At 67.5% G+C, this 19,069-nt stretch carries 15 protein-coding genes and 1 tRNA gene; 7 read left to right on the top strand and 9 right to left on the bottom strand.

The genetic code is table 11. The annotated features are described in order from the left end of the window. Nucleotides 1–227: 227 nt before the first annotated feature. The 5 genes from AC1AYN_RS01385 (at nt 228) to AC1AYN_RS01365 (ending at nt 6,179) form a co-directional block, all read left to right on the top strand. On the top strand, nt 228–1,067 hold the full coding sequence (locus AC1AYN_RS01385) for an ABC transporter permease (protein WP_476502601.1): 840 nt from the start codon (nt 228–230) through the stop codon (nt 1,065–1,067). An 84-nt stretch (nt 1,068–1,151) separates the two neighbouring features. Further along, nucleotides 1,152–2,753, top strand: coding sequence for an Eco57I restriction-modification methylase domain-containing protein (locus tag AC1AYN_RS01380; RefSeq protein ID WP_476531608.1), 1,602 nt, complete (start codon nt 1,152–1,154; stop codon nt 2,751–2,753). Beyond that, nucleotides 2,750–3,460 (top strand): PaeR7I family type II restriction endonuclease, encoded by a 711-nt coding sequence (locus AC1AYN_RS01375; protein WP_476502599.1) that lies wholly within the window; start codon nt 2,750–2,752, stop codon nt 3,458–3,460. Before AC1AYN_RS01380 ends, AC1AYN_RS01375 begins: the two co-directional genes overlap by 4 nt. A 276-nt stretch (nt 3,461–3,736) precedes the next feature. Then, nucleotides 3,737–4,795: an ABC transporter substrate-binding protein gene (locus AC1AYN_RS01370; protein WP_476531606.1), complete on the top strand. Its 1,059-nt coding sequence runs from the start codon at nt 3,737–3,739 to the stop codon at nt 4,793–4,795. Between the two features lie 187 nt (nt 4,796–4,982). Next, entirely contained in the window at nt 4,983–6,179 is a 1,197-nt protein-coding gene (locus tag AC1AYN_RS01365; RefSeq protein WP_476531604.1) for a nucleoside hydrolase, read from the top strand. A 12-nt stretch (nt 6,180–6,191) separates the two neighbouring features. Here the strand turns inward: AC1AYN_RS01365 and AC1AYN_RS01360 are convergent, their stop codons facing one another. The 6 genes from AC1AYN_RS01360 to AC1AYN_RS01335 form a co-directional block, all read right to left on the bottom strand. Then, on the bottom strand, nt 6,192–6,983 hold the full coding sequence (locus AC1AYN_RS01360) for an isoprenyl transferase (protein WP_476502596.1): 792 nt from the start codon (nt 6,981–6,983) through the stop codon (nt 6,192–6,194). A 5-nt stretch (nt 6,984–6,988) separates the two neighbouring features. After that, nucleotides 6,989–7,804: a DNA repair protein RecO gene (gene recO / locus AC1AYN_RS01355; protein ID WP_476531602.1), complete on the bottom strand. Its 816-nt coding sequence runs from the start codon at nt 7,802–7,804 to the stop codon at nt 6,989–6,991. Between the two features lie 120 nt (nt 7,805–7,924). Next, on the bottom strand, nt 7,925–9,685 hold the full coding sequence (locus AC1AYN_RS01350) for an alpha/beta hydrolase family protein (protein ID WP_476532304.1): 1,761 nt from the start codon (nt 9,683–9,685) through the stop codon (nt 7,925–7,927). Nucleotides 9,686–9,753: 68 nt separating this feature from the next. Then, complete coding sequence (gene ispG / locus AC1AYN_RS01345) at nt 9,754–10,974, bottom strand: flavodoxin-dependent (E)-4-hydroxy-3-methylbut-2-enyl-diphosphate synthase (RefSeq protein ID WP_476502594.1); 1,221 nt, start codon at nt 10,972–10,974, stop codon at nt 9,754–9,756. Next, nucleotides 10,974–12,155, bottom strand: coding sequence for a 1-deoxy-D-xylulose-5-phosphate reductoisomerase (gene dxr / locus AC1AYN_RS01340; protein WP_476502628.1), 1,182 nt, complete (start codon nt 12,153–12,155; stop codon nt 10,974–10,976). The genes ispG and dxr overlap by 1 nt, the downstream gene beginning before the upstream one ends. Then, nucleotides 12,155–14,026 (bottom strand): DivIVA domain-containing protein, encoded by a 1,872-nt coding sequence (locus AC1AYN_RS01335; RefSeq protein WP_476531600.1) that lies wholly within the window; start codon nt 14,024–14,026, stop codon nt 12,155–12,157. The genes dxr and AC1AYN_RS01335 overlap by 1 nt, the downstream gene beginning before the upstream one ends. A 139-nt stretch (nt 14,027–14,165) precedes the next feature. Between AC1AYN_RS01335 and AC1AYN_RS01330 the strand changes: the two genes are divergently transcribed. Then, a tRNA-Val gene (locus tag AC1AYN_RS01330) sits at nt 14,166–14,239 on the top strand. A gap of 60 nt (nt 14,240–14,299) precedes the next feature. Here the strand turns inward: AC1AYN_RS01330 and AC1AYN_RS01325 are convergent. Both AC1AYN_RS01325 and AC1AYN_RS01320 read right to left on the bottom strand, forming a co-directional pair. Continuing rightward, complete coding sequence (locus AC1AYN_RS01325) at nt 14,300–14,716, bottom strand: DUF3052 domain-containing protein (RefSeq protein ID WP_476502592.1); 417 nt, start codon at nt 14,714–14,716, stop codon at nt 14,300–14,302. A gap of 124 nt (nt 14,717–14,840) precedes the next feature. Then, nucleotides 14,841–15,728 (bottom strand): YlbL family protein, encoded by an 888-nt coding sequence (locus AC1AYN_RS01320; RefSeq protein ID WP_476532303.1) that lies wholly within the window; start codon nt 15,726–15,728, stop codon nt 14,841–14,843. A 110-nt stretch (nt 15,729–15,838) separates the two neighbouring features. Between AC1AYN_RS01320 and AC1AYN_RS01315 the strand changes: the two genes are divergently transcribed. Further along, on the top strand, nt 15,839–17,509 hold the full coding sequence (locus AC1AYN_RS01315) for a zinc-dependent metalloprotease (protein WP_476531598.1): 1,671 nt from the start codon (nt 15,839–15,841) through the stop codon (nt 17,507–17,509). Here AC1AYN_RS01315 and AC1AYN_RS01310 read toward each other — a convergent pair whose 3' ends face one another. Further along, nucleotides 17,510–19,033, bottom strand: coding sequence for an ATP-dependent helicase (locus tag AC1AYN_RS01310; RefSeq protein ID WP_476531596.1), 1,524 nt, complete (start codon nt 19,031–19,033; stop codon nt 17,510–17,512). Nucleotides 19,034–19,069 lie beyond the last annotated feature (36 nt).

Raw genomic sequence — 19,069 nt, 5'->3', positions numbered from 1 at the left:
ACCACAAGAGCGTCGCCGAGGCGCCGTCAAGGCCGTCGCCGTCCCGCGCGCGGCGGCGCGGCCGCGACGGCCCGCGGACGGCCCCGTCACGGCCTATACTGTGTGCGGCAGACGCGCGCCGGCCGGGAACGGCGGCGCGCGAACGACACGATGCGACCGGACGACGCGCAGGCTCCTCACCTTACTGTCCCACGTCCCGGCCGCGAGAAGGAAGCAAGGTGACCCTCATGACAGGAACGACGCACACGACCCCGCACGCGGGACCGACGGAACCGTCCGCGTGGACGCGCGTCATCGCGGCGGTCTCGCGCCGCATCCCCACCATCATCGCCGTGGTCGCGCTGTTCGGCGTCTGGGAGGCGTGGGTGCGCATCGGCCACGTGCCCTCCACGATGATTCCCGCGCCGAGCGAGATCCTCCAGGCGACGATCGAGGTATGGCCGACGCTCGGACCGGCGGCTGCCGTGACCACGTACGAGGGCGTCGTCGGATTCCTGTTCGCCGTGCTGCTGGGCGTGCTCGTCGGCATCGGACTGTACTGCTCGCGCGTGTTCAACGCCGCGTTCTACCCGCTGCTCGCCGCCGCGCAGACCATGCCGCTCATCTCCATCGCGCCGCTGTTCCTCATCTGGTTCGGCTTCGAGACGTCCGGCAAGATCGTCATCACCGCCGTGTTCGGCCTGTTCCCGGTGGCCGTGCAGACCGTGCGCGGGCTCGAGGCGGTGCCCGAATTCTATTCGGACGTGGCCCTGACCTGCGGGGCGACCCGCTGGTGGACCCTGTGGCACGTGAAGCTCCGCGTCGCGGCCCGCCAGATCTACGGCGGCATCCGCGTGACCGCCGCGTACATCTTCGCCACCGCCTCCACCGCCGAATACCTGGGCGCGCGCAAGGGCCTCGGCATCTGGCTGCAGGCCGCGTACAACTCGTTCCGCACGCCGCTCATCTTCTCCGCCACGTTCACGATCATCGCGATGACCTGCCTGCTGCTCATCGCCGTGAACCTGAGCGAGCGCCTGCTGCTCGGCCCGGTCGGCGACGACGCCGATCCCGACGCCGACCAGTGAGCGTGGTGTCATGAATATCATTCGTGACACCACGCAGGTTCATCCGCCACCCCTCATGACGACCAAGGTAATACACTGGGGAGGATGAATCAGGAAACAGCGGGAGTCGTATATACCAAACCTTGGGTGGTGCAGCTCATGCTCGACATGGCTGGATACGTCGCAAATCGCGGAAAGGCGCTATCGGAGCGTCTCGTGGTCGAACCCAGTTGCGGCGACGGCGCTTTTCTCGGAGAAATCGTACATCGGCTCCTTGCCGATTCCACCCCCACCTCCGATGAAGAATGGAAACAGCTGGGTGATGCAGTACGCGCGTACGATATCGATGAGCAGGCGGTGAATCGTTGCCGGGAATCCGCCGCGGGGATTCTGCACCAATATGGTTGCCCCGAAAGCATCGCGAAGGCTTTGACCGTCCGATGGATCACCAAAGACGATTTCCTCCTATCCGGAATTCCCGAAGCAGATTGGGTCATCGGCAATCCTCCCTACATCCGTGCCACAGATATGGATACCGCCACACGCGAACGGTACATGGCGGTCAGCAATTCGATGACAGCAGGAACCGACATTTACGTCGGATTCTTTGACCACGGCATCGACTCGCTTAAGCCAGGCGGCAAACTTTGCTTCATCTGCTCCGATCGATGGCTGCAGAATCAATACGGCACTCGCCTACGCGAAAAGATCGCTACCGAGGCGAATCTCGACACATTGGTCCGCATGCACGGCGTAGATGCGTTTGCAGAAGAGGTAGATGCTTATCCGGCAATCACCCTCATTACAAAATCCCGTTCATCTGAATCATTGAAATACATAGACTGCGCGTCGAATTTTACCGATTCGGACGCATCCTCGGTGCTCGCATGGATAAGCACCCCATCCGAGGTATCCGGATTGCGATTTTCCGCAGCAATCGCCCGAAAACCGCAATGCCCATCAGATATGTTTCCGCTGGGAACCCCCGACGATATGCGATTCGTGCTGCGGGCTCAGGAGCGGCTACCCAAATTGGAGTCAACGGGCGTGAACCTTGGTATCGGAGTAGCTACGGGCTGTGATGCGGTCTTCGTGACGGATAATCCCGATCTCGTAGAAAAGGATCGGATGCTGCCATTGTTCTATATGCGCGATCATCGACGTCATATCAACAAGCAACGCTGGCTGGTCAATCCATGGAATCCGGATGGTTCTTTGGTGAATCTCAATGATTATCCGATTATGGAGGCCTATTTCAACGACAATCGCACCAAACTCGTCAAGCGACATGTAGCCAAGAAACACACTTCGGCGTGGTACCGAACAATCGACAAACTCAACCCATCCCTCATGCACCGCGACCTGTTGCTTATGCCCGATATGGCCGCGACACCGGACCCCATTCTCAGTCGAGGAAAATACCCGCACCACAATTGCTACTGGATTGCCAGCGATGTGTGGGATCTACCAGTACTCGGCGGATTGCTGATGAGCGATCAGACCAAGACGTTCATCGATTGTCTCGGAGTGAAAATGCGCGGGAGGACACTCCGTTTTCAAGCCCAGTATCTGCGGCTACTCCACGTTCCCCAATACAGTGATATCGCTCGCCCGACGCGCGAGGCTCTGGCTCAGGCGTTTCACAACGGAGACAGGGAACTAGCCACCATTTCGACACGACAGGCGTATAAGGAGGCCTTGTCATGAGAAACGACGTCAAAGCGGCGATTCTGCAAATGTACCGCATGCTTGAGGAAGCCGCCCAACGGCAACGTACCGCCGGCGACATCGATCGTGGACGCAGAGCCGAAGCCACGTCAGGACGGCATCTCGACCCACTCGCCGATTTGATTCGCGAGGACCTCATTGCCGGAGGATTCTCCCCCGACGACATTTTTGACGGCACGGCGTATCAACTCCGTCTTCCCGGCTGGTATCGGCGCTCGAAGAACTGGGACATAGTCGCTCTTAACGGCGATGACGATTTGGTGGCGGCGATTGAACTGAAATCCATCACCAGTTCGTTCGGGAACAACGCGAACAACAGAGCCGAGGAGGCCCTGGGAAGTGCAGCCGACGCTCACGCAGCGTTCTCCGAACACCTTTATGGCGCCGACGCCATGCCTCCGGCGCTCGGCTATGTCATGATTGTCAAGAATTGTAAACAAAGCCGAGATGCCGGGCGAACCACACAGCAAACGCTTTTCGACACGGATTCCGTATTCGAGAATGCCTCGTACTTGGACAGATTCCGAATTTTGTGCGAAAGACTGAGAGCATCAAACCTGTATCAGGCAGTATGGCTGGTATATGCCGATCCAGACACAGGAATGGTTACGGAGCCCAGTCCGACGTTGACCTATGAGAAGTTCATAGCTACCATTACCGCGACCCTTTCGATTCATCGAGCGTAAACGATTCAGCCTTCCACCCACAGAGTCGATTGTAGATATCGATGGATACGAAAAAAAGAGAAATGAGATAAGCCTCCTCTACCCTCCCCTCTATAATGGCAAGCGCTTGTCCGGCGTGTGGCAAACGGCCCCCTCTCCCCTTTTTTCGCTTCGCATGGGAGGGGGCCGGGGCGCCGGTCGGGCGGACTGTCAGGCCCTCCATGCCGTTCTCTGCCGATTGTCCGCCCGGAGCGACACCCAGAGAACGGTTGAGAGACAACGAACTAGGGATTCATCATGAAGCACAGCCTTGTGACCAAGGCCATCGCCCTCGTGGGCGCGATCGCCATGACGATCGGCGTCGCCGCGTGCGGCCAGAGCAACGACTCCTCCTCCACCGACGGCCTCAAGAAGGTCACGTTCATGCTGTCCTGGGCGCCGGACACGAACCACATCGGCGTCTACGTGGCCAAGAACAAGGGTTGGTTCAAGGACCAAGGCCTCGACGTGGACATCGTGGCCGTCGCGCAGGCCGGCGCCGAGCAGGCCGTGAACAACGGCAACGCCGACTTCGCGCTGTCCAACCTCACCAACGTGGGCATGTACAACCTCAAGGGCGCGCACCTCAAGCAGGTGCTGCAGGTCCAGCAGAAGCCGAGCGCCATCTGGTGCGCGCTCGCCTCGAACACCGCCATCAAGTCCCCGAAGGACCTGGACGGCAAGACGTTCGCCACGTTCGGCTCCAACGAGTCCGACGCGGTGGTGCGCCGCATGATCCAGACCGACGGCGGCAAGGGCGAGTTCGACAAGGTGACCGTCGGCACCTCCACGTTCAAGACGCTCGAATCCGGCAAGGCCGACTTCGGTGGCTTCTACGCCACCTGGGAGGGCGTGCAGGCCGACATGTACGGCCCGAAGCTCAACTGCTTCACCGAGCCCGACTACGGCGTGCCCGGCAACGCGGACGCGATCGGCGTGATCACCAGCGACAAGACCATCAAGGAGAACCCGGACCTCGTGAAGAAGTTCACGCAGGCCACCCAGAAGGGCTACGAGTACGCATACTCCCACCCGGACGACGCGGCCGACATCCTCGTCAAGGAGGCGCCGGACGCGAACCTCGAGACGAAGTTCGTGCGCAAGAGCATGCAGACCATCGTCGACGGCCAGTATTGGGGCGACCCGGCCAAGATCAAGGACGGCTCGTTCGTGCTCGGCACCAACGACTTCGTCGAACCGCAGAAGTACTTCGACTTCCTCGCCCAGGAGGACGCCTACACGGATTCCCACGACAAGGTGATCCACCAGGCCCCGAACACGAAGGACTTCGCCACCAACGAGTTCCTCGGCAAGTAACGCCGACTCTGTAACGGCTCCCCTTGTCAGGGGAGCCGGCCCGCGAAGCGGGACTGAGGGGTAGTCGACCGCGGATATACGACGGCGTGCTCTCCCCCAGTCGGCTCCCCTTACAGCCCCCTCTGACGAGGGGGCTTTGTCGTTCGGTAGACTGGTCGGCATAGCCATCATGGGAGGGGACGATCATATGGACATCGACCATACGGCCTGCAGGACCCGCGTCGTCGCGTGCGTGGACACGGGCGTCGACGACGCGATGGCGCTCGCGTATCTGCTCGCCTCGGCGGGCGAATGCGAACTGCTCGGCGTGCTCGCCGGCTACGGGAACGTGGACGCGGCCACGGCCGAACGGAACACGCGGATCGTGCTCGACCTGTTCGGCGGGCGCGACGTCCCCGTGTTCCGTTCCTCGACGCATCCCTCATGGGCGGACGCGTTCATCCCCGACGCGGGATGCGCGCAGTTCCATGGGGCCGATGGGCTGGGCGGGACCGTCGGCGCGGCGGCGGCCGAACCGTCCGAACCGTCCGAACCGTCGGTACCGAAAGGCGCAATCGTGTCCGTGGGCGGCTACCGGACGGACGACCCGCATGCGAATCCGGCGGCTCCGGCCTCGCCGGCAGCCTCCCGTCCCGTCGCCGGATTATCGTACGGCCGCCCCCACCGGCCCACGTCCACGGCCTACGCCGGTCTGGACACGGACGGGGACGGCATCGACTTCCTCATCGACGCGGTGCGCATGTTCGGCCGCCGCGTGACGGTGCTCTCCACCGGACCGCTCACCGACGTGGACGCGGCGATCCGACGCGCGCCGGACATCGCCCCGAGGCTCAGACTCGTGATGATGGGCGGCACGCTCACCCAGCCGGGCAACTGCTGGGACGCGGTGGCCGAAACGAACATCATCCAGGACCCGGAGGCCGCGGACCGCGTGTTCCATTCCGGTGCGGACGTGACGATGGTCGGCCTCGACGTGACGCACCAGTGCCTGCTGCCGCGGCGCGCGGTCGCCCGATGGCTCGACGCCGGCACCGACCGCGGCCGGTTCCTCGCGCGGATCGTCGGATTCTCCATCGCCGCGAACCGCAACGCCGATCCGAAGCTCTTCGCGGCCGGCATGCCGTTGCACGACCCGCTGGCCGCGGCGGTCGCCCTCGACCCGACGCTGGTCTCCACGTTCGACGTCGCCCTGCGCGCCGAGACGGCGACCGGCGACTTCACCGGCGTGCGCGGACGCACCACCGGCGACCCCGTGGGGCTCGTCACGCCGGACGTGCCGCGCGTCCACGTCGCCCTCGGCGTGGACGCGGACCGTTTCGTCGGCGAGTTCACCGACCGTCTCGCCATGATGTGCGACGCCCGGCCGCTGCTGAGGTATCTCTGACGCCTCCCCGACTCACTTCTTCACGCCGCCGAACCTGCGATCGCGGTGGATGTAGTGGTCGATGGAGCGCCACAGGACCTCGCGGCCGCAGTCGGGGAAGAGTTCGGGCACGAAGTCGAGCTCGGCATAGGCGGCCTGCCAGGGCAGGAAGTTCGAGGTGCGCTGCTCGCCGGAGGTGCGGATCACCAGATCGCAGTCGGGCACGTCGGGCAGGTAGAGGTGGTCGGCGATCATCTTCTCGGTGACGCGGTCGCCGCTGATCTTCCCATCGCGCACGTCCTTCGCGATGGCGGCGCAGGCGTCGGCGATCTCGGCGCGGCCGCCGTAGTTGATGCAGAACACCACGTCGATGACCTTGTTGTGCTTCGTGCGCTCCTGCGCGACCTCGAGCTCGTCGATGACGGACTTCCACAGCTTCGGACGGCGGCCGGACCAGCGCACACGCACGCCCCACTCGTCCATCTGCGCGACGCGGCGGTGGATGATCTCACGCGAGAAGCCCATGAGGAAGCGCACCTCCTGCGGGCTGCGCTTCCAGTTCTCGGTGGAGAACGTGTACAGCGACAGGTAGCGCACGCCCGCCTCGATCGCGCCGGCGATCGTGTCGAACACGACCGGTTCGGCGGCCTGGTGGCCGTTGGTGCGGATCATGCCGCGCTCCTTGGCCCAACGCCCGTTGCCGTCCATGATGACGCCCACGTGGCGGGGCACCTTGCCCTTGGGGAAGTCGGGGATGCGGGAGGGGTCGGAGAAGGGGGCCGCCGGGATGTTCAGCGACGTGTAGTCCACGTTTTCGAAAGCCATGTCTGTCAATCTAGCAGTCGCATGGAACGTAGCGGGCGTTCCAGATAGTACTCGGCCCAATCCTCCACGAGACGCGCGGTCTCGGGCAGGAGCCCGCGGCCGTCGAGCTCCGTCCAGTCGCCGTCGGTCAGCGCCTCGAGCTGGGCGAGTGCGAGCGGCGTGATGCGCTTCGCCTCGGGCGTGTGGTCCTTCGCGCACATGAGGCCGCCGGCGGGGATGGACAGGTACACGCCGGCGGAAAGGCCGCCCGTGAAACCGTCCGTGAAACGTTGCGGCTGCTGGGTTTCCGCCGTGCCGCCTTCCGTGGAACCGCCTGTGAAACCATCCGTGAAACGCCGTTGCCCGCATACGACGCACGCGTGCAGGCGCGGCGACCAGCCGGCGAGCGCGAGCGCGCGCATCACGTAGGAGGCGGAGATCTGATCGGAGGCGTGCGCGTGCTTGGCGAGCGCGTTCAGCGCGCCGATGAGCAGCCGGTATTGGCCGGCCACGCGCTCCTCCTCCGCGCCGACGATCTTGTCGGCGGTCTCGACGATCACGTTGGCGGCCGTGTACGCGTCGTAGTCGGCGCAGATCGGTTCGGCGTAGGCGGCGACGGATTCGGCCTGGGAGACGACGTCGAGCGAACGCCCCTGCGCGATGAGCAGGTCGGCGCGCATGAACGGTTCGAGACGTGCGCCGAAGCGTGATTTGACGCGGCGCACGCCTTTGGCGACGGCGCGGATCTTCCCGTGGTTGCGGGTGAGCAGGGTGATGATCCGGTCGGCCTCGCCGAGTTTCGCGGTGCGCAGCACCACCCCTTCGTCTCGATACAGCGGCATGGTTCCCCATTATGGTGCGACGTGTGACCGGCGACGTGCGGCCGGGACACCCCCTCAGTCGGCTTCACCGACAGCTCCCCCTCAAGGGGGCGCCAGAGAGAAACCAGAGCAAGAAACGAATCAGTAGACGAAGAGGCCCCAGAAGGCGAAGAAGAAGAGGACGTGGAGCATGGCAGCGGCGGTGAGCCAGAACAGGACGCGTCCGAAGCGCGTGTCGGCGAGCACCGGTTCGCGTCCGGTCACGATGCCGTGGATGGCGTCGCGCCGGGGCGGCCAGCGCAGCACGCCGCGCCGGGAGGCGACTTCGATGAGCCGGGCGAACACGCGCGACCACGCCCAGACGACGAGCGTGCACACGATCTCGATGACCGGCCAGCTCCACCAGATCATGCCCGGCTCCTCGTCGGGCGCGGCGCCCCAGGCGAGTCTGACCACGGCCATGACCACCTGGCCGAGGCCGGCGGCGAACAGGAGGAGCGTCGCCATCGTGGTGACGGTGAGCGTGACGAGCGCGTTGCCGAATCCGTGCCGGAATCCGAGCCCCGGGTAGCGCACGCCCCGGTTGCGCCGCCGCAGCCGGAACGCGATGCGCCGGCCCAGCGCGATAAGCCAGGCGACGAGCGTCGCCAGCAGCAGCACGAGCATGCCCGCGTGCAGCACCGTGCCGTAGATGGTGAGCGAGCGTCGCGGCGTGAGGTCGTCGGGCACGGCGATCGACTGGTAGATCGTGTCGCCGGCGACGCGTTCCGAGGTCTGGGTCAGTCCCGCGGCGGTGCCGGACGCCCAGGCGATCACGTCGTCCACGTAGGCGTCGGCGAATTTGGTGCCGGTCTCCGCCTCGTCGCCGAGCCTCAGCACGTGGTTGGCGACCGGGTAGCTGCGTACGGTCACGTCCTTGTTGCCGGCCGCGTGGGCGAGGGCGAGCATGTGCGTGACGCCGTCGACCTGCGCGGTCATCACGTCCTTCGACCCGTAGGCGATGAGCGTGGGTATCGCATAGGCGGACGTCTCGGGCAGGTCGAGGTCGAAGTTGTGCAGGCCGAACAGCGCCGTGTCCGCGTTGAACACGCGGCGCACGATCGACTGGTAGCCGTCGTTCGCGCCGACAAGCGCGAAGTCCTGGGAGACGAAGAAGCCGAGCGAGCGGCGCGGCGTGAACACCATCGGCGACAGGAGAATCTGGAACGCGACGTCCGGATCGTCGGCGAGCAGGTATTGCGAGATCCACGTGGATTCGCTGGTCGCGTAGATGCCGACCTTGGCCGCGTCCACGTCGCTCCGCGCGCGCAGCAGGCCGATCGCGGCGTCGTAGACGCGCGCGGAGGCCGGATAGTCGCGCGTGATGTCGGTGGTGGACCAGACGGGCTTGTCGATGACGGCGGTGACGAAACCGGCCGAGGCGAGCGCCGTGGCCATGTCGCCGAACGAGTTGTAGGCGGTGCCGAAGCCGGCGCCGTGCATGAACACGATGCCGGGGCGTTTGCCGGCCGCCCCGGCCGGTCGGCGGATGAGCACGGTCACGTCCTGCGTCTCGCTGTCGCCGTCGCCGTGCACGCGCCACGTCGAGTCCGCGGCGGCGTCGACCTTCACCCGGCGCGCGTCGCCGACCTGCGTGCCGTCGCGGCGCACGGTGATGGAGACCGCGGATTCCTTCACGTCGTACGCGCCTTCGCCGGCGGCCGTCGCGGCGCCTGTCGCGGTGCCGCCCGACGCGCCGTCGAACGTGACGGACGTGTCGTCGGTGAGCGTCGCGACGGTGCGTCCGGTCGGTTCGTTGTCCCACGGCACGGTGGTGAGGTTCGACACGGAGACGAGCAGGCCGATCAGGATGATGAAGATCGGCAGGCTGACGGACAGCCTGCGCCATCGCGACCACGGCATGTCCCGTGTCACGTCAGTGCTGTCCGATGCATGCTCGTCGCGCGTCACGCCGCTCCCCCGCGTCCGGCTCAGTGGCCGGGATGCTGAATCGGCACGACGACCGGACCGGTGGAGCCGTCGGGCACCTGGCCCGCGGCCTCCATCTTCGCGGCCATGTCGTTGGCGATCTCGAGCAGCGTCTCGACGATCTGGTCCTCGGGCACGGTCTTGATGACCTTGCCCTTGATGAAGATCTGGCCCTTGCCGTTGCCGGAGGCGACGCCGAGGTCGGCCTCGCGCGCCTCGCCCGGGCCGTTGACGATGCAGCCCATAACGGCCACGCGGATCGGCGCGGTCACGTTCTTGAGGCCGTCGGTCACGGCGGAGGCGAGCTGGATGACGTCCACTTGGGCGCGGCCGCAGCTCGGGCAGGAGATGATGTCGAACTTGCGCGGGCGCAGGCCCATGTATTCGAGCAGCTTGCAGCCGACCTTCACCTCTTCGACGGGCGGGGCGGAGAGGGAGACGCGGATCGTGTCGCCGATGCCTTCGGCGAGCAGGGCGCCGAACGCGAGGCACGACTTGATGGTGCCCTGCCATTGCGGACCGGCCTCGGTGACGCCGAGGTGCAGCGGCCAGTCGCCCTTGGAGGCGAGCAGGCGGTAGGTCTGGACCATCGTGATCACGTCGTGGTGCTTGACGGAGATCTTGAAGTCGTGGAAGCCGACGTCCTCGAACATGTGGGCCTCCTTCAACGCGGAGGCGACGAGCGCTTCGGGGGTCGGCCCGCCGTACTTGGCGTACAGCTCCTTGTCGAGCGAGCCGGCGTTCACGCCGATGCGCAGGGAGATGCCCGCGTCGGTCGCGGCCTTGCAGATGTCGGGGCCGACCTGGTCGAACTTGCGGATGTTGCCCGGGTTGACGCGCACGGCCGCACAGCCGGCGTCGATCGCCTGGAACACGTACTTCGACTGGAAGTGGATGTCGGCGATGACCGGAATCGGCGACTTGCGGCAGATCTCGGGCAGCGCGTCAGCGTCGTCCTGGCTCGGGACGGCGACGCGCACGATGTCGCAGCCGGCGGCCGTGAGCTCGGCGATCTGCTGGAGTGTGGCGGGCACGTCCGCGGTGAGCGTGTTGGTCATCGATTGCACGGAGATGGGCGCGCCGCCGCCGACCGGCACCGGGCCGACCATGATGCGGCGGGATTTGCGGCGCGGGTGGAGCGGCGACTCGCTGGTCAGCTCGACCGGGTCGCCGGTCTTGCGGAACGGTTTGTTGACGGGGTTCACGGTATTCAACGTATTCATCACTGCTTGTCTATCAGCTCGTCGGCCTTGGCGCGGGCCTCGCGTTCGAGCTGTTCCATTTCCTCCACGTCACGGAACAGCGGGTCGCCGCGCAGCTCGGCGTCCATCAGGTCGAGCACGGCCCTGACCGTGTCGACGATGCCGAGGTAGGGCAGGCGATGCTCGAGGAACGCGTGCACGGCCTGCTCGTTGGCGGCGTTGAGGACCGCCGTGTGCTTCTCGGAGGCGTTGAGGCAGTGGCGCGCGAGGGAGACGGCGGGGAACGCCTCGTCGTCGAGCGGCTCGAACGTCCACGAGGCGGCCTTCGTCCAGTCGCACGCGGCGGCCACGTTCGGCATGCGCGCCGGCGCGGACAGGCCGAGCGCGATCGGCAGGCGCATGTCCGGCGGGGAGGCCTGGCAGATGGTCGCGCCGTCGACGAATTCGACCATCGAATGGACGATGGACTGCGGGTGCACGGTCACGGCGACGCGTTCGGGCGGGATGTCGAACAGTCGGGACGCCTCGATGACCTCGAGGCCCTTGTTCATCAGCGTGGACGAGTTGATGGTGACGACCGGGCCCATGTTCCACGTCGGGTGGTTGAGCGCCTGCTCGGGCGTGATATCGGTCATCTGGTCGCGTTTCATGCCGCGGAACGGGCCGCCGGAGGCGGTGACGACGAGGCGCGCCACTTCGGCGTGCGTGCCGGAGCGCAGCGACTGCCAGATCGCGGAATGTTCGGAATCGACCGGGTTGATCTGGTCCTCGCGCGTCTGCGCGCCGAACAACAGGTGGCCGCCGGCGACGACGGACTCCTTGTTGGCGAGGGCGAGCTGCGAGCCGGCCCTCAGCGCGGCGATCGACGGTTCGAGGCCGATCGAGCCGGTGATGCCGTTGAGCACGACGTTCGCGCCGGAGCCGGCCATCGCGATGACCGCGTCCGGTCCGGCCTGCACCTGCGTGTGCTTCGCGCCGGCCTGCTCGAGTGCCTCGCGCAGCGCGGCCGCCTTCGTCTCGTCGAAGACGGCGACCTGCGGCACGTGGAACTCGGCGGCCTGCCGCGCGAGCAGGTCGATGTGCGCGCCGCCGGCGGCGAGGCCGACGACGGTGAAACGTTCGGGGTGGCGGGAGATGACGTCCAGTCCCTGGGTGCCGATGGAGCCGGTGGAGCCCAGGATGACGACGGTGTTGCTGTGGATCACTGCTGCTTCTTTTCGTCGTTGCCGAGACCCGGGAACGACAGGTTGGGGATTTCGAGGTTGCCGTCATCGGTGGACAGCAACGAGAACGGATTGGCCTGGACCGCGGGGGCCGGGGCCGGATTGGCCTGGGCCGGCGCGGCGTGGGCCGCATGCGCCGCGTGCGACGCGCGGGTGGGCGCCGGCGCGGGGGCCGCGACCGGAGCCTGCGAGGACGTCACGGACGGGATGTCGAGGCGCGGCATCTGCGGCGTGAACGACGGCGCGTCGATGGCCGGGAACTCCTGCGAGACCGCGGCCATATGGGCCAGGGCGGCCAAAGAGCCGGTGGTGGGCTCAGGTTCGGAGGCCGCGGCGGGGGCAGGGACGGTCGTCTCGTGGGTCGCGGGAGCCGCGGCCACGGGAGCGGGCTGCGCGACCGGCTGCGCGGTAGCCGCGACGCTGATCGGCTGGGTCGGGTACGTCGACGGCGCCGGCTGCACCGGCTGCGCGGAGACCTCGATGGGCGCGGCTGCGGGAGCCGCGGCGGTCTGGGCGGGCGCGAAGGACGGTGCGGCCTGCACCGGAACAGTCTGCACCGGAGCGGGCGTCACGACCGGAGCCGGAGTCACCGGTTGCGCCGCATGCACCGACTGCACGGACGGCGTGAAGGAGACAGGCTGGGCGACGGGGGCCGCCGGCTCGACCGGAGCCGTCTGCACCGGCATCGTCTGTACGGGAACCGTCTGGACCGGGACCGTGGCCTGCGCGGCGGCCACCGGCTGCACCGGAACCGTCTGTACGGGAGCCGTGGCCGGAGCAGGCGTCACGACCGGCGTGACCGCGGGGGCGACCGCCGGCGTAGACGCGGCCGGGGCGACCGGCGTGGACGCGACGGACGCCGCGGCGGCGTTGCCGGCGAGCACGACGGACGGCGAGGCGACCGGCGGCTCGGGCGACGGGGTGAACAGGCTCTGCTCGGCCTGGCTCAACGCGTCGAAGCTCTCGGCGCGGGCCGCGGCGTCTCGAGCCGGCACGACGGGCGCGGACGCGGCCTGTGCCGGGGCCGCGGCGACGGGCGGGGCGGGCGCGACGGCCGGCGGCGCGTAGCTCTGCGGCGCATCGGAGACGTCGGCCTGCGGCGCGGCCGGACGCTGGTACTGGGCGTCCGGGGAGAACAGCGGGGCGACGCCGTCGACCGGCGCGGCGTCGGACGACGCCGACTGCGCGGACACGGAAGCGGAGGCGTCATCGTCGCCGGTGGTGATGTAGTCGGCGATGCGGGCGAAGGATTCGAGACGGCTCAGCAGCTGCGCGCACGTGTTGAGGAAGTAGTCGACCTGGCGCTCGTCGTAGCCCTTCTTGCCCTTGCGCTGCGTGAACACGGAGTTGGAGACGAAGTCCGCGGTGATCTTGTCGAGGTCGCCCACGTCCTTCTTGGATACGCCGTCGAGCCCGAGCTCGGAGGCCGCCTTGTCGGCGATCTGGTCGGAGAGCCTGTCGACCTGCTTGCGGTCGTAGGAGGGGGTGCGCGGCTTGCCGGAGCCGAAGCGTTCGCCTTCGGCGCGGTCGAGATGCTTGACGATCTCGCGGTACAGCTCCTCCGTCTTCGCCTTCCACGCGATGCGCCCGTGCTGGGAGATCTCCCACGTGGTCTGCTTGTCGACCACGGCGCGTTCGAGGCGGGCGAGCGCCGCGTCCACCTGGGCGACCTCATAGCCGCCGCGGGTCAGATCGAAGGACACGTTCTGGATGTCCCGCTGCGTCAGCTGGGCGCCGTCGCTGTCGTACAACGCGTGCGCCCGCTCCAGAAACGCGTCCACCTGGGCGGGGTCGTAGCCCCACTTGCGCTTGCCTGCCCTGGGGATTCCGGCTTCGGATTGCTGCGCCATGGGCTATCAACCTCCTAGAGGAACGAACGGTACTGTCAGTCACCTTACGTGATTGTTGGGACGCGGCCGGGCGCCCGGACCCCCGCGTGCGGCCGTCTTCGCGTGTTTCGCCGGGGGTTACGCTATGGTGTTGCGGTGCGGGCGATTAGCTCAGTCGGCTAGAGCGCCACCTTTACACGGTGGATGTCGGGGGTTCGAGCCCCTCATCGCCCACAATCGACCGAAGAGGCTTGGAATCATGCGGATTCCAAGCCTCTTCGTCGTATCAGGCCGTCAGCGGCCCTTGCCGTAGGCGCGCAGATGGATGCCGTTCCAGTCGGGGCTCACGGTGATCGGCGTGGCCGCGTTCATGCCCGCGGTCTTCGCGGCGGACTGCACGGTGCTGGAGCTCGCGGCGCCGTCGCGTCCGGGCTTCGGGGTGAGCACCCACAGCGGACCGTCGTCGCCGAGCACGGCGTACGCGTCGACGATCGTGTCGGACAGCTCGTCCTCGTCGTCGCCGTCCCGCCACCACAGAATCACGCCGTCCACGGCGGAGTCGTAGTCCTCGTCGACGAGATCCTGCCCGGTCAGATTCTCGATCTTCTCACGGATCGTATCGTCCACGTCGTCATCCCACAGCCATTCCTGCACGATGTCGCCGGGTTTAAACCCAAATTCCTCAGCGTTCTGTGATGCGGTTTGATTCACGCAGACCACAATACCAACACACGGCGAACAGGAGCGTTAACAAACGGGGAAAAATGAGACGGACGCGCGGCGAGACGCGCATGGCGGCGGTCGGCGCGACGCCGCGCGCGCCCGCCCCGCCGCCTCACTTCGCCACGCAGTGCGGCAGGGACTCCCCCTTGCCCTCGCCGATGGCGACAAGCGCCGCGTACGCCTCGTCGAGCGTGGACACGCTCACGTCGCGCAGCCCGTCCGGCACGTGGCCGACGACCTCGTTGCAGTTGGACTTCGGCGCGAGGAACCAGGTGGCGCCGTCGCGTTTCGCGCCGATCATCTTGAGCCGGATGCCGCCGATGCGCCCGACCTTCCCCTTCGCGTCGATGGTGCCGGTGCCGGCGATCGTCCTGCCGCCGGTCTCGTTTTCCGGGGTGACCTTGTCGATGAGGCCGAGCGTGTACATCATGCCGGCGGACGGGCCGCCGATGTCGTCGACGTGCATCGCGACCTTCATGCCGGACACGTCGACGCCCTTCTTCTTCAGGAAGCGCTTCGCCGCCTTCACGGCGTCATCCTGCGAGGAGGTCATCTCCTTGCTCGTCTCCTTGCGGTACTCGTCGGTGGTCTGGCCGGCCGGCACGACCGCCTCGCGCGGCGTGACGACGCGCTGCGGGTCGAGCCACGACCAGATCACTTCGGCGTTGGTCAGCGGATAGCCGGGCACGCCGTTCGCGGAGATCGTGACGAGCAGGAGGCGGCCGGAATCCTTGTGCGTGGCGATGCCGGTCACGCCGATCACCTGGGAGGCGTCGCCCTTCCCGGACGGGACGGCGCCGAGCACGTCGCGGGTGGGTCCGGGCCATTCGGTCGCATACGCGCTCGGCAGGCACAGCGTCACCGCGCACAGGATGACGGCCGCCGCGCCGGCGAACCATCGGGGCGAGCGGGAGCGGACGTAGCGGACGAGGCGCGCGGGCGCGGCGCGCAGAGCACCGGCACGCGGGGAACCGGCGTTCGGGGAATCGGGGAAAGGCATGGGCATACCGCGCATCATACCAGCGCACGCTTTGCGCGAAACATGCCCGGGACACCCTAATATGGACGGCAGGAAACGCAACCCGACGGCGACAGACAAGAGGATCCGATATGGACGAGAACGCAATCCACGAGTGGCTGATCAAATGCTTCGGCCCGGTGCAGGGCGAGATGGCGTGGCAGCAGATCTCCCAGCTGCCCGATTCGATCCGCGAACAGCTGATGAGCCAGGATCCGAGCACCCTGCCGAACCCGGCGGAGGTGCAGCAGATGATGGCCGCGTTCACCGCGGGCGGCCTCAACACGATGGGCGACATGAACCAGGTGGTCGAGGAGGGGCCGATCAACGTGAAGCTCGCCCGATCGCTCGCCCTCCAGCAGGCGAACGCGGACGGCTCGCGCACGAGCGTCACCGCCGCCGAGGGCGCGGCGGTGCGCCGTGCGATGAGCGAGGCGAACCTGTGGCTGGACACGGCGTGCGAGTTCGATCCGGCCCCCGGCGAGCCGCAGGCGCTCACCCGCGCCGGCTGGGTGGAGGACACGCTCGACGCGTGGGCGAAGTTCGCCGCGCCGGTCGCCTCCTCGATGGGCGAGGCGCTCGCCTCGGTGATCTCCGAACGTCTCGGCGGCGCGTTCGACGGCGAGATCGCCGGCATGTTCGCCGGCCCGGTGCCGATTCCGATCCCGGACGGCATGAAGGACCCGAAGCAGCTGGTCAAGCTGCTCGGCAACACGTCGTTCGCGATGCAGCTGGGTCATGCGGCCGGCTCGCTGAGCCGCGAGGTGCACGGCGGCTTCGACCAGGGCATTGCGCTGCTGTCGAACCCGGCGGGCGCGCTGGTCGCGCAGAACGTCGAGGAGTACACGAAGCAGCTCAACGGCGAGGGCGGCTCCGCCGATGCCGGAACCGCGGACGGCGCAGGCGCGGGCGAGGGCGCCGCGTCCAACCCGATCGGCTTCACGTCGGCGAAGCCCGCCGACCATCCGGCCTCCGACCCCGAGACCGAGGCCCTGTTCGACGACATCGTGCGCCCCGACCCGATTCCCGCCGAGGAGGTCATGGCGTTCCTCGCCCTGCGCGAGGTGGCGCACGCGCGCCTCTATTCGGCGGTGCCGTGGCTGATGCCGCGCTTCGAGGCCCTGATCGGCAAGTACGCGCGCGGCATCTCCATCGACCTGGACGCGATGGAGGAGCAGCTGCGCGACGCGGGCGCGCTCGACCCGGATTCGATCTCCGGCGCGGTGAACCTCACCAAGGTCGGCATCCCGGACACGCCGGAGCAGCGGGAGGCGCTGGCCGCGCTCGAATCCCTGCTCGCGATGGTCGAGGGCTGGGTGGACTGCGTGGTGTGGCGTGCCGGCATGGCGCACATCCCGCATATCGAGCAGTTGCGTGAGATGATGCGCCGCGAACGCGCGACCGGCGGCCCGGCCGAGCGTACGTTCGAAAGCCTGCTGGGCCTGGAGCTGCGCCCGAAGCGCATGCGCGAGGCGGCCGGCATGTGGGAGATGATCACCTCCGCGGAGGGCGTCGAGGCACGTGACGCGAAATGGTCGCACCCGGACCTGCTGCCCGTGCTCGCCGGCGACGACGGCACGGCCGCGCAGCCGGGGGCCACGGGGACCACGGGCGACGCGGATTCCGGCAAGGACGGCGATGGCAAGGGTGGTCCCGACGGCAAGGGCGAATCCGGCTCCACCGGCACCGACTGGGATGCGGAGCTCTCGAAGCTGCTCGGCGAGGAAGGCGACGGCCCCTCGGACGTTTCCTCGGCCGAATGATCAGCTGAGGAAACGGCTCAAGCGACGGTACTGGGAGCCCATGCCGTCCTTGGACCGGGCGTAGGAGACGTGGAGCGTGTCCTCGGCGCGCGTGATCGCCACGTACATGAGGCGGCGCTCCTCCTCCAGTTCATCCCCCGGCTGGGGCGAGCCGTAGGGCATGAGGCCCTCCGAACAGCCGATCACGAACACGTGTTTGAACTCGAGGCCCTTCGAGGCGTGCACGGTGGACACGGTCACGCGCCCCAGCTTCGCCGCGAGCCGGCGGGCGTCCTGGGCCTCGTCGTGCTCGCGCAGCGTCTCCGCCATCGCGAGCCGCGCGGCCATGTCCATGTCCGCCACCGGCGAGGCGGACGCCCAGCCGTTGTCGCGCTTCACCCGGTAGCCGATCCCCGCATGCCGCAGCGCCGCGCAACATACGGCCTGCTGCGCGTTGATGCGCGTGAGGATCGCGCAGTCGGCCGGGTCCTCCCCCTGGTCGATGAGCCGGCGGAGGCGCATGGCCACGCCGCGCGCCTCCTCGTCGTCCGTCTCGTACACGGTGCGTTCGATGCGCCGGCCGCCTTCGCGCGCCGAGACCAATTTCAGATACTCGTGCCTCACCGGCGAGGCGGCGAGCACCCGGTTCGCGTAGGAGACGATCTGCGGCGTGGAACGGTAGTCCGTGTTGAGGGAGATGTCGGCCGAAAGCGGTTTGAACTCGTCGGCGAAGGCGAGCAGGTCGTAGCTGGACGCGCCGGCGAACGAGTAGATCGTCTGCGCCGGATCGCCCACCACGCACACGTTGCGGTTGTCGCCCAGCCACAATCGCATCAGACGGTGCTGCAGCGGCGAGACGTCCTGGTACTCGTCGACGGTGAGCCATCCGACCGAGCGTCGAATCGCGGCGGCCGCCTCGTCGAAATCCTCGATCACGTGGCACGCCATCAGCAGGATGTCGTCGAAATCCATCTCGCCGCGCGACGTCTTCTCCCGCTCATACGCGTCGTACACGTCGGCGAACCGGTCCGGTTCGAGGCCGGCGGGGCGGCAGCGGCCGGTGACGGCGGCGACGCGCGTCGCCTGGTCCGGCGCGACGAGCGAGATCTTCGCCCAGTTGATCTCGTCGCGCACCGCGCGCACCGTCGCGTCGTCCTCGTCCACGCCCGCGTCGACGCGGCGCAGGGCGCGCGCCGTGATGTCGCGGGCGTCCTCGACGAGCCGCGGGAACGGCGCGTCGCACACGTCGGTCCACACGCGACGCAGCTGGCGCAGCGCCGTCGCGTGGAACGTGGACGCCGTGACCTGCTCGCCCACGCCGAGCGACGCGAGACGCACGCGCATCTCGGCGGCCGCCTTGACCGAGAACGTGACGGCGAGCGTGCGCGACGGGTCCCACGCGCCGGTCGCGCACGCGTGCGCGATGCGGCGCGTCACCGTGCGCGTCTTGCCCGCGCCGGCGCCCGCGACGATCCGCACCGGACCGTCCAGCGCGGTCGCCGCCGCCGTCTGCGCCTCATCCAACCCGTCGAGCAGCCTGTCCATGCCCTCATTGTGGCACACCGCGCGGCGGGCGGGCGC

This window comes from Bifidobacterium sp. LH_413 (assembly GCF_056357015.1).
Note: the sequence above shows the minus strand (reverse complement) of the source record. Positions and strands in the feature narration are given on the sequence as shown.

Bases quoted from the DNA above. Each gene is read 5' to 3' on its own strand.
- AC1AYN_RS01370 (WP_476531606.1), top strand. From the start codon at position 3,737: ATGAAGCACAGCCTTGTGACCAAGGCCATCGCCCTCGTGGGCGCGATC.
- AC1AYN_RS01365 (WP_476531604.1), top strand. From the start codon at position 4,983: ATGGACATCGACCATACGGCCTGCAGGACCCGCGTCGTCGCGTGCGTG.
- AC1AYN_RS01385 (WP_476502601.1), top strand. From the start codon at position 228: ATGACAGGAACGACGCACACGACCCCGCACGCGGGACCGACGGAACCG.
- recO (WP_476531602.1), bottom strand. From the start codon at position 7,804: ATGCCGCTGTATCGAGACGAAGGGGTGGTGCTGCGCACCGCGAAACTC.
- AC1AYN_RS01360 (WP_476502596.1), bottom strand. From the start codon at position 6,983: ATGGCTTTCGAAAACGTGGACTACACGTCGCTGAACATCCCGGCGGCC.
- AC1AYN_RS01350 (WP_476532304.1), bottom strand. From the start codon at position 9,685: ATGCCGTGGTCGCGATGGCGCAGGCTGTCCGTCAGCCTGCCGATCTTC.
- AC1AYN_RS01375 (WP_476502599.1), top strand. From the start codon at position 2,750: ATGAGAAACGACGTCAAAGCGGCGATTCTGCAAATGTACCGCATGCTT.
- AC1AYN_RS01380 (WP_476531608.1), top strand. From the start codon at position 1,152: ATGAATCAGGAAACAGCGGGAGTCGTATATACCAAACCTTGGGTGGTG.
- AC1AYN_RS01310 (WP_476531596.1), bottom strand. From the start codon at position 19,033: ATGGACAGGCTGCTCGACGGGTTGGATGAGGCGCAGACGGCGGCGGCG.
- AC1AYN_RS01315 (WP_476531598.1), top strand. From the start codon at position 15,839: ATGGACGAGAACGCAATCCACGAGTGGCTGATCAAATGCTTCGGCCCG.
- AC1AYN_RS01335 (WP_476531600.1), bottom strand. From the start codon at position 14,026: ATGGCGCAGCAATCCGAAGCCGGAATCCCCAGGGCAGGCAAGCGCAAG.
- AC1AYN_RS01320 (WP_476532303.1), bottom strand. From the start codon at position 15,728: ATGCCTTTCCCCGATTCCCCGAACGCCGGTTCCCCGCGTGCCGGTGCT.
- ispG (WP_476502594.1), bottom strand. From the start codon at position 10,974: ATGAATACGTTGAATACCGTGAACCCCGTCAACAAACCGTTCCGCAAG.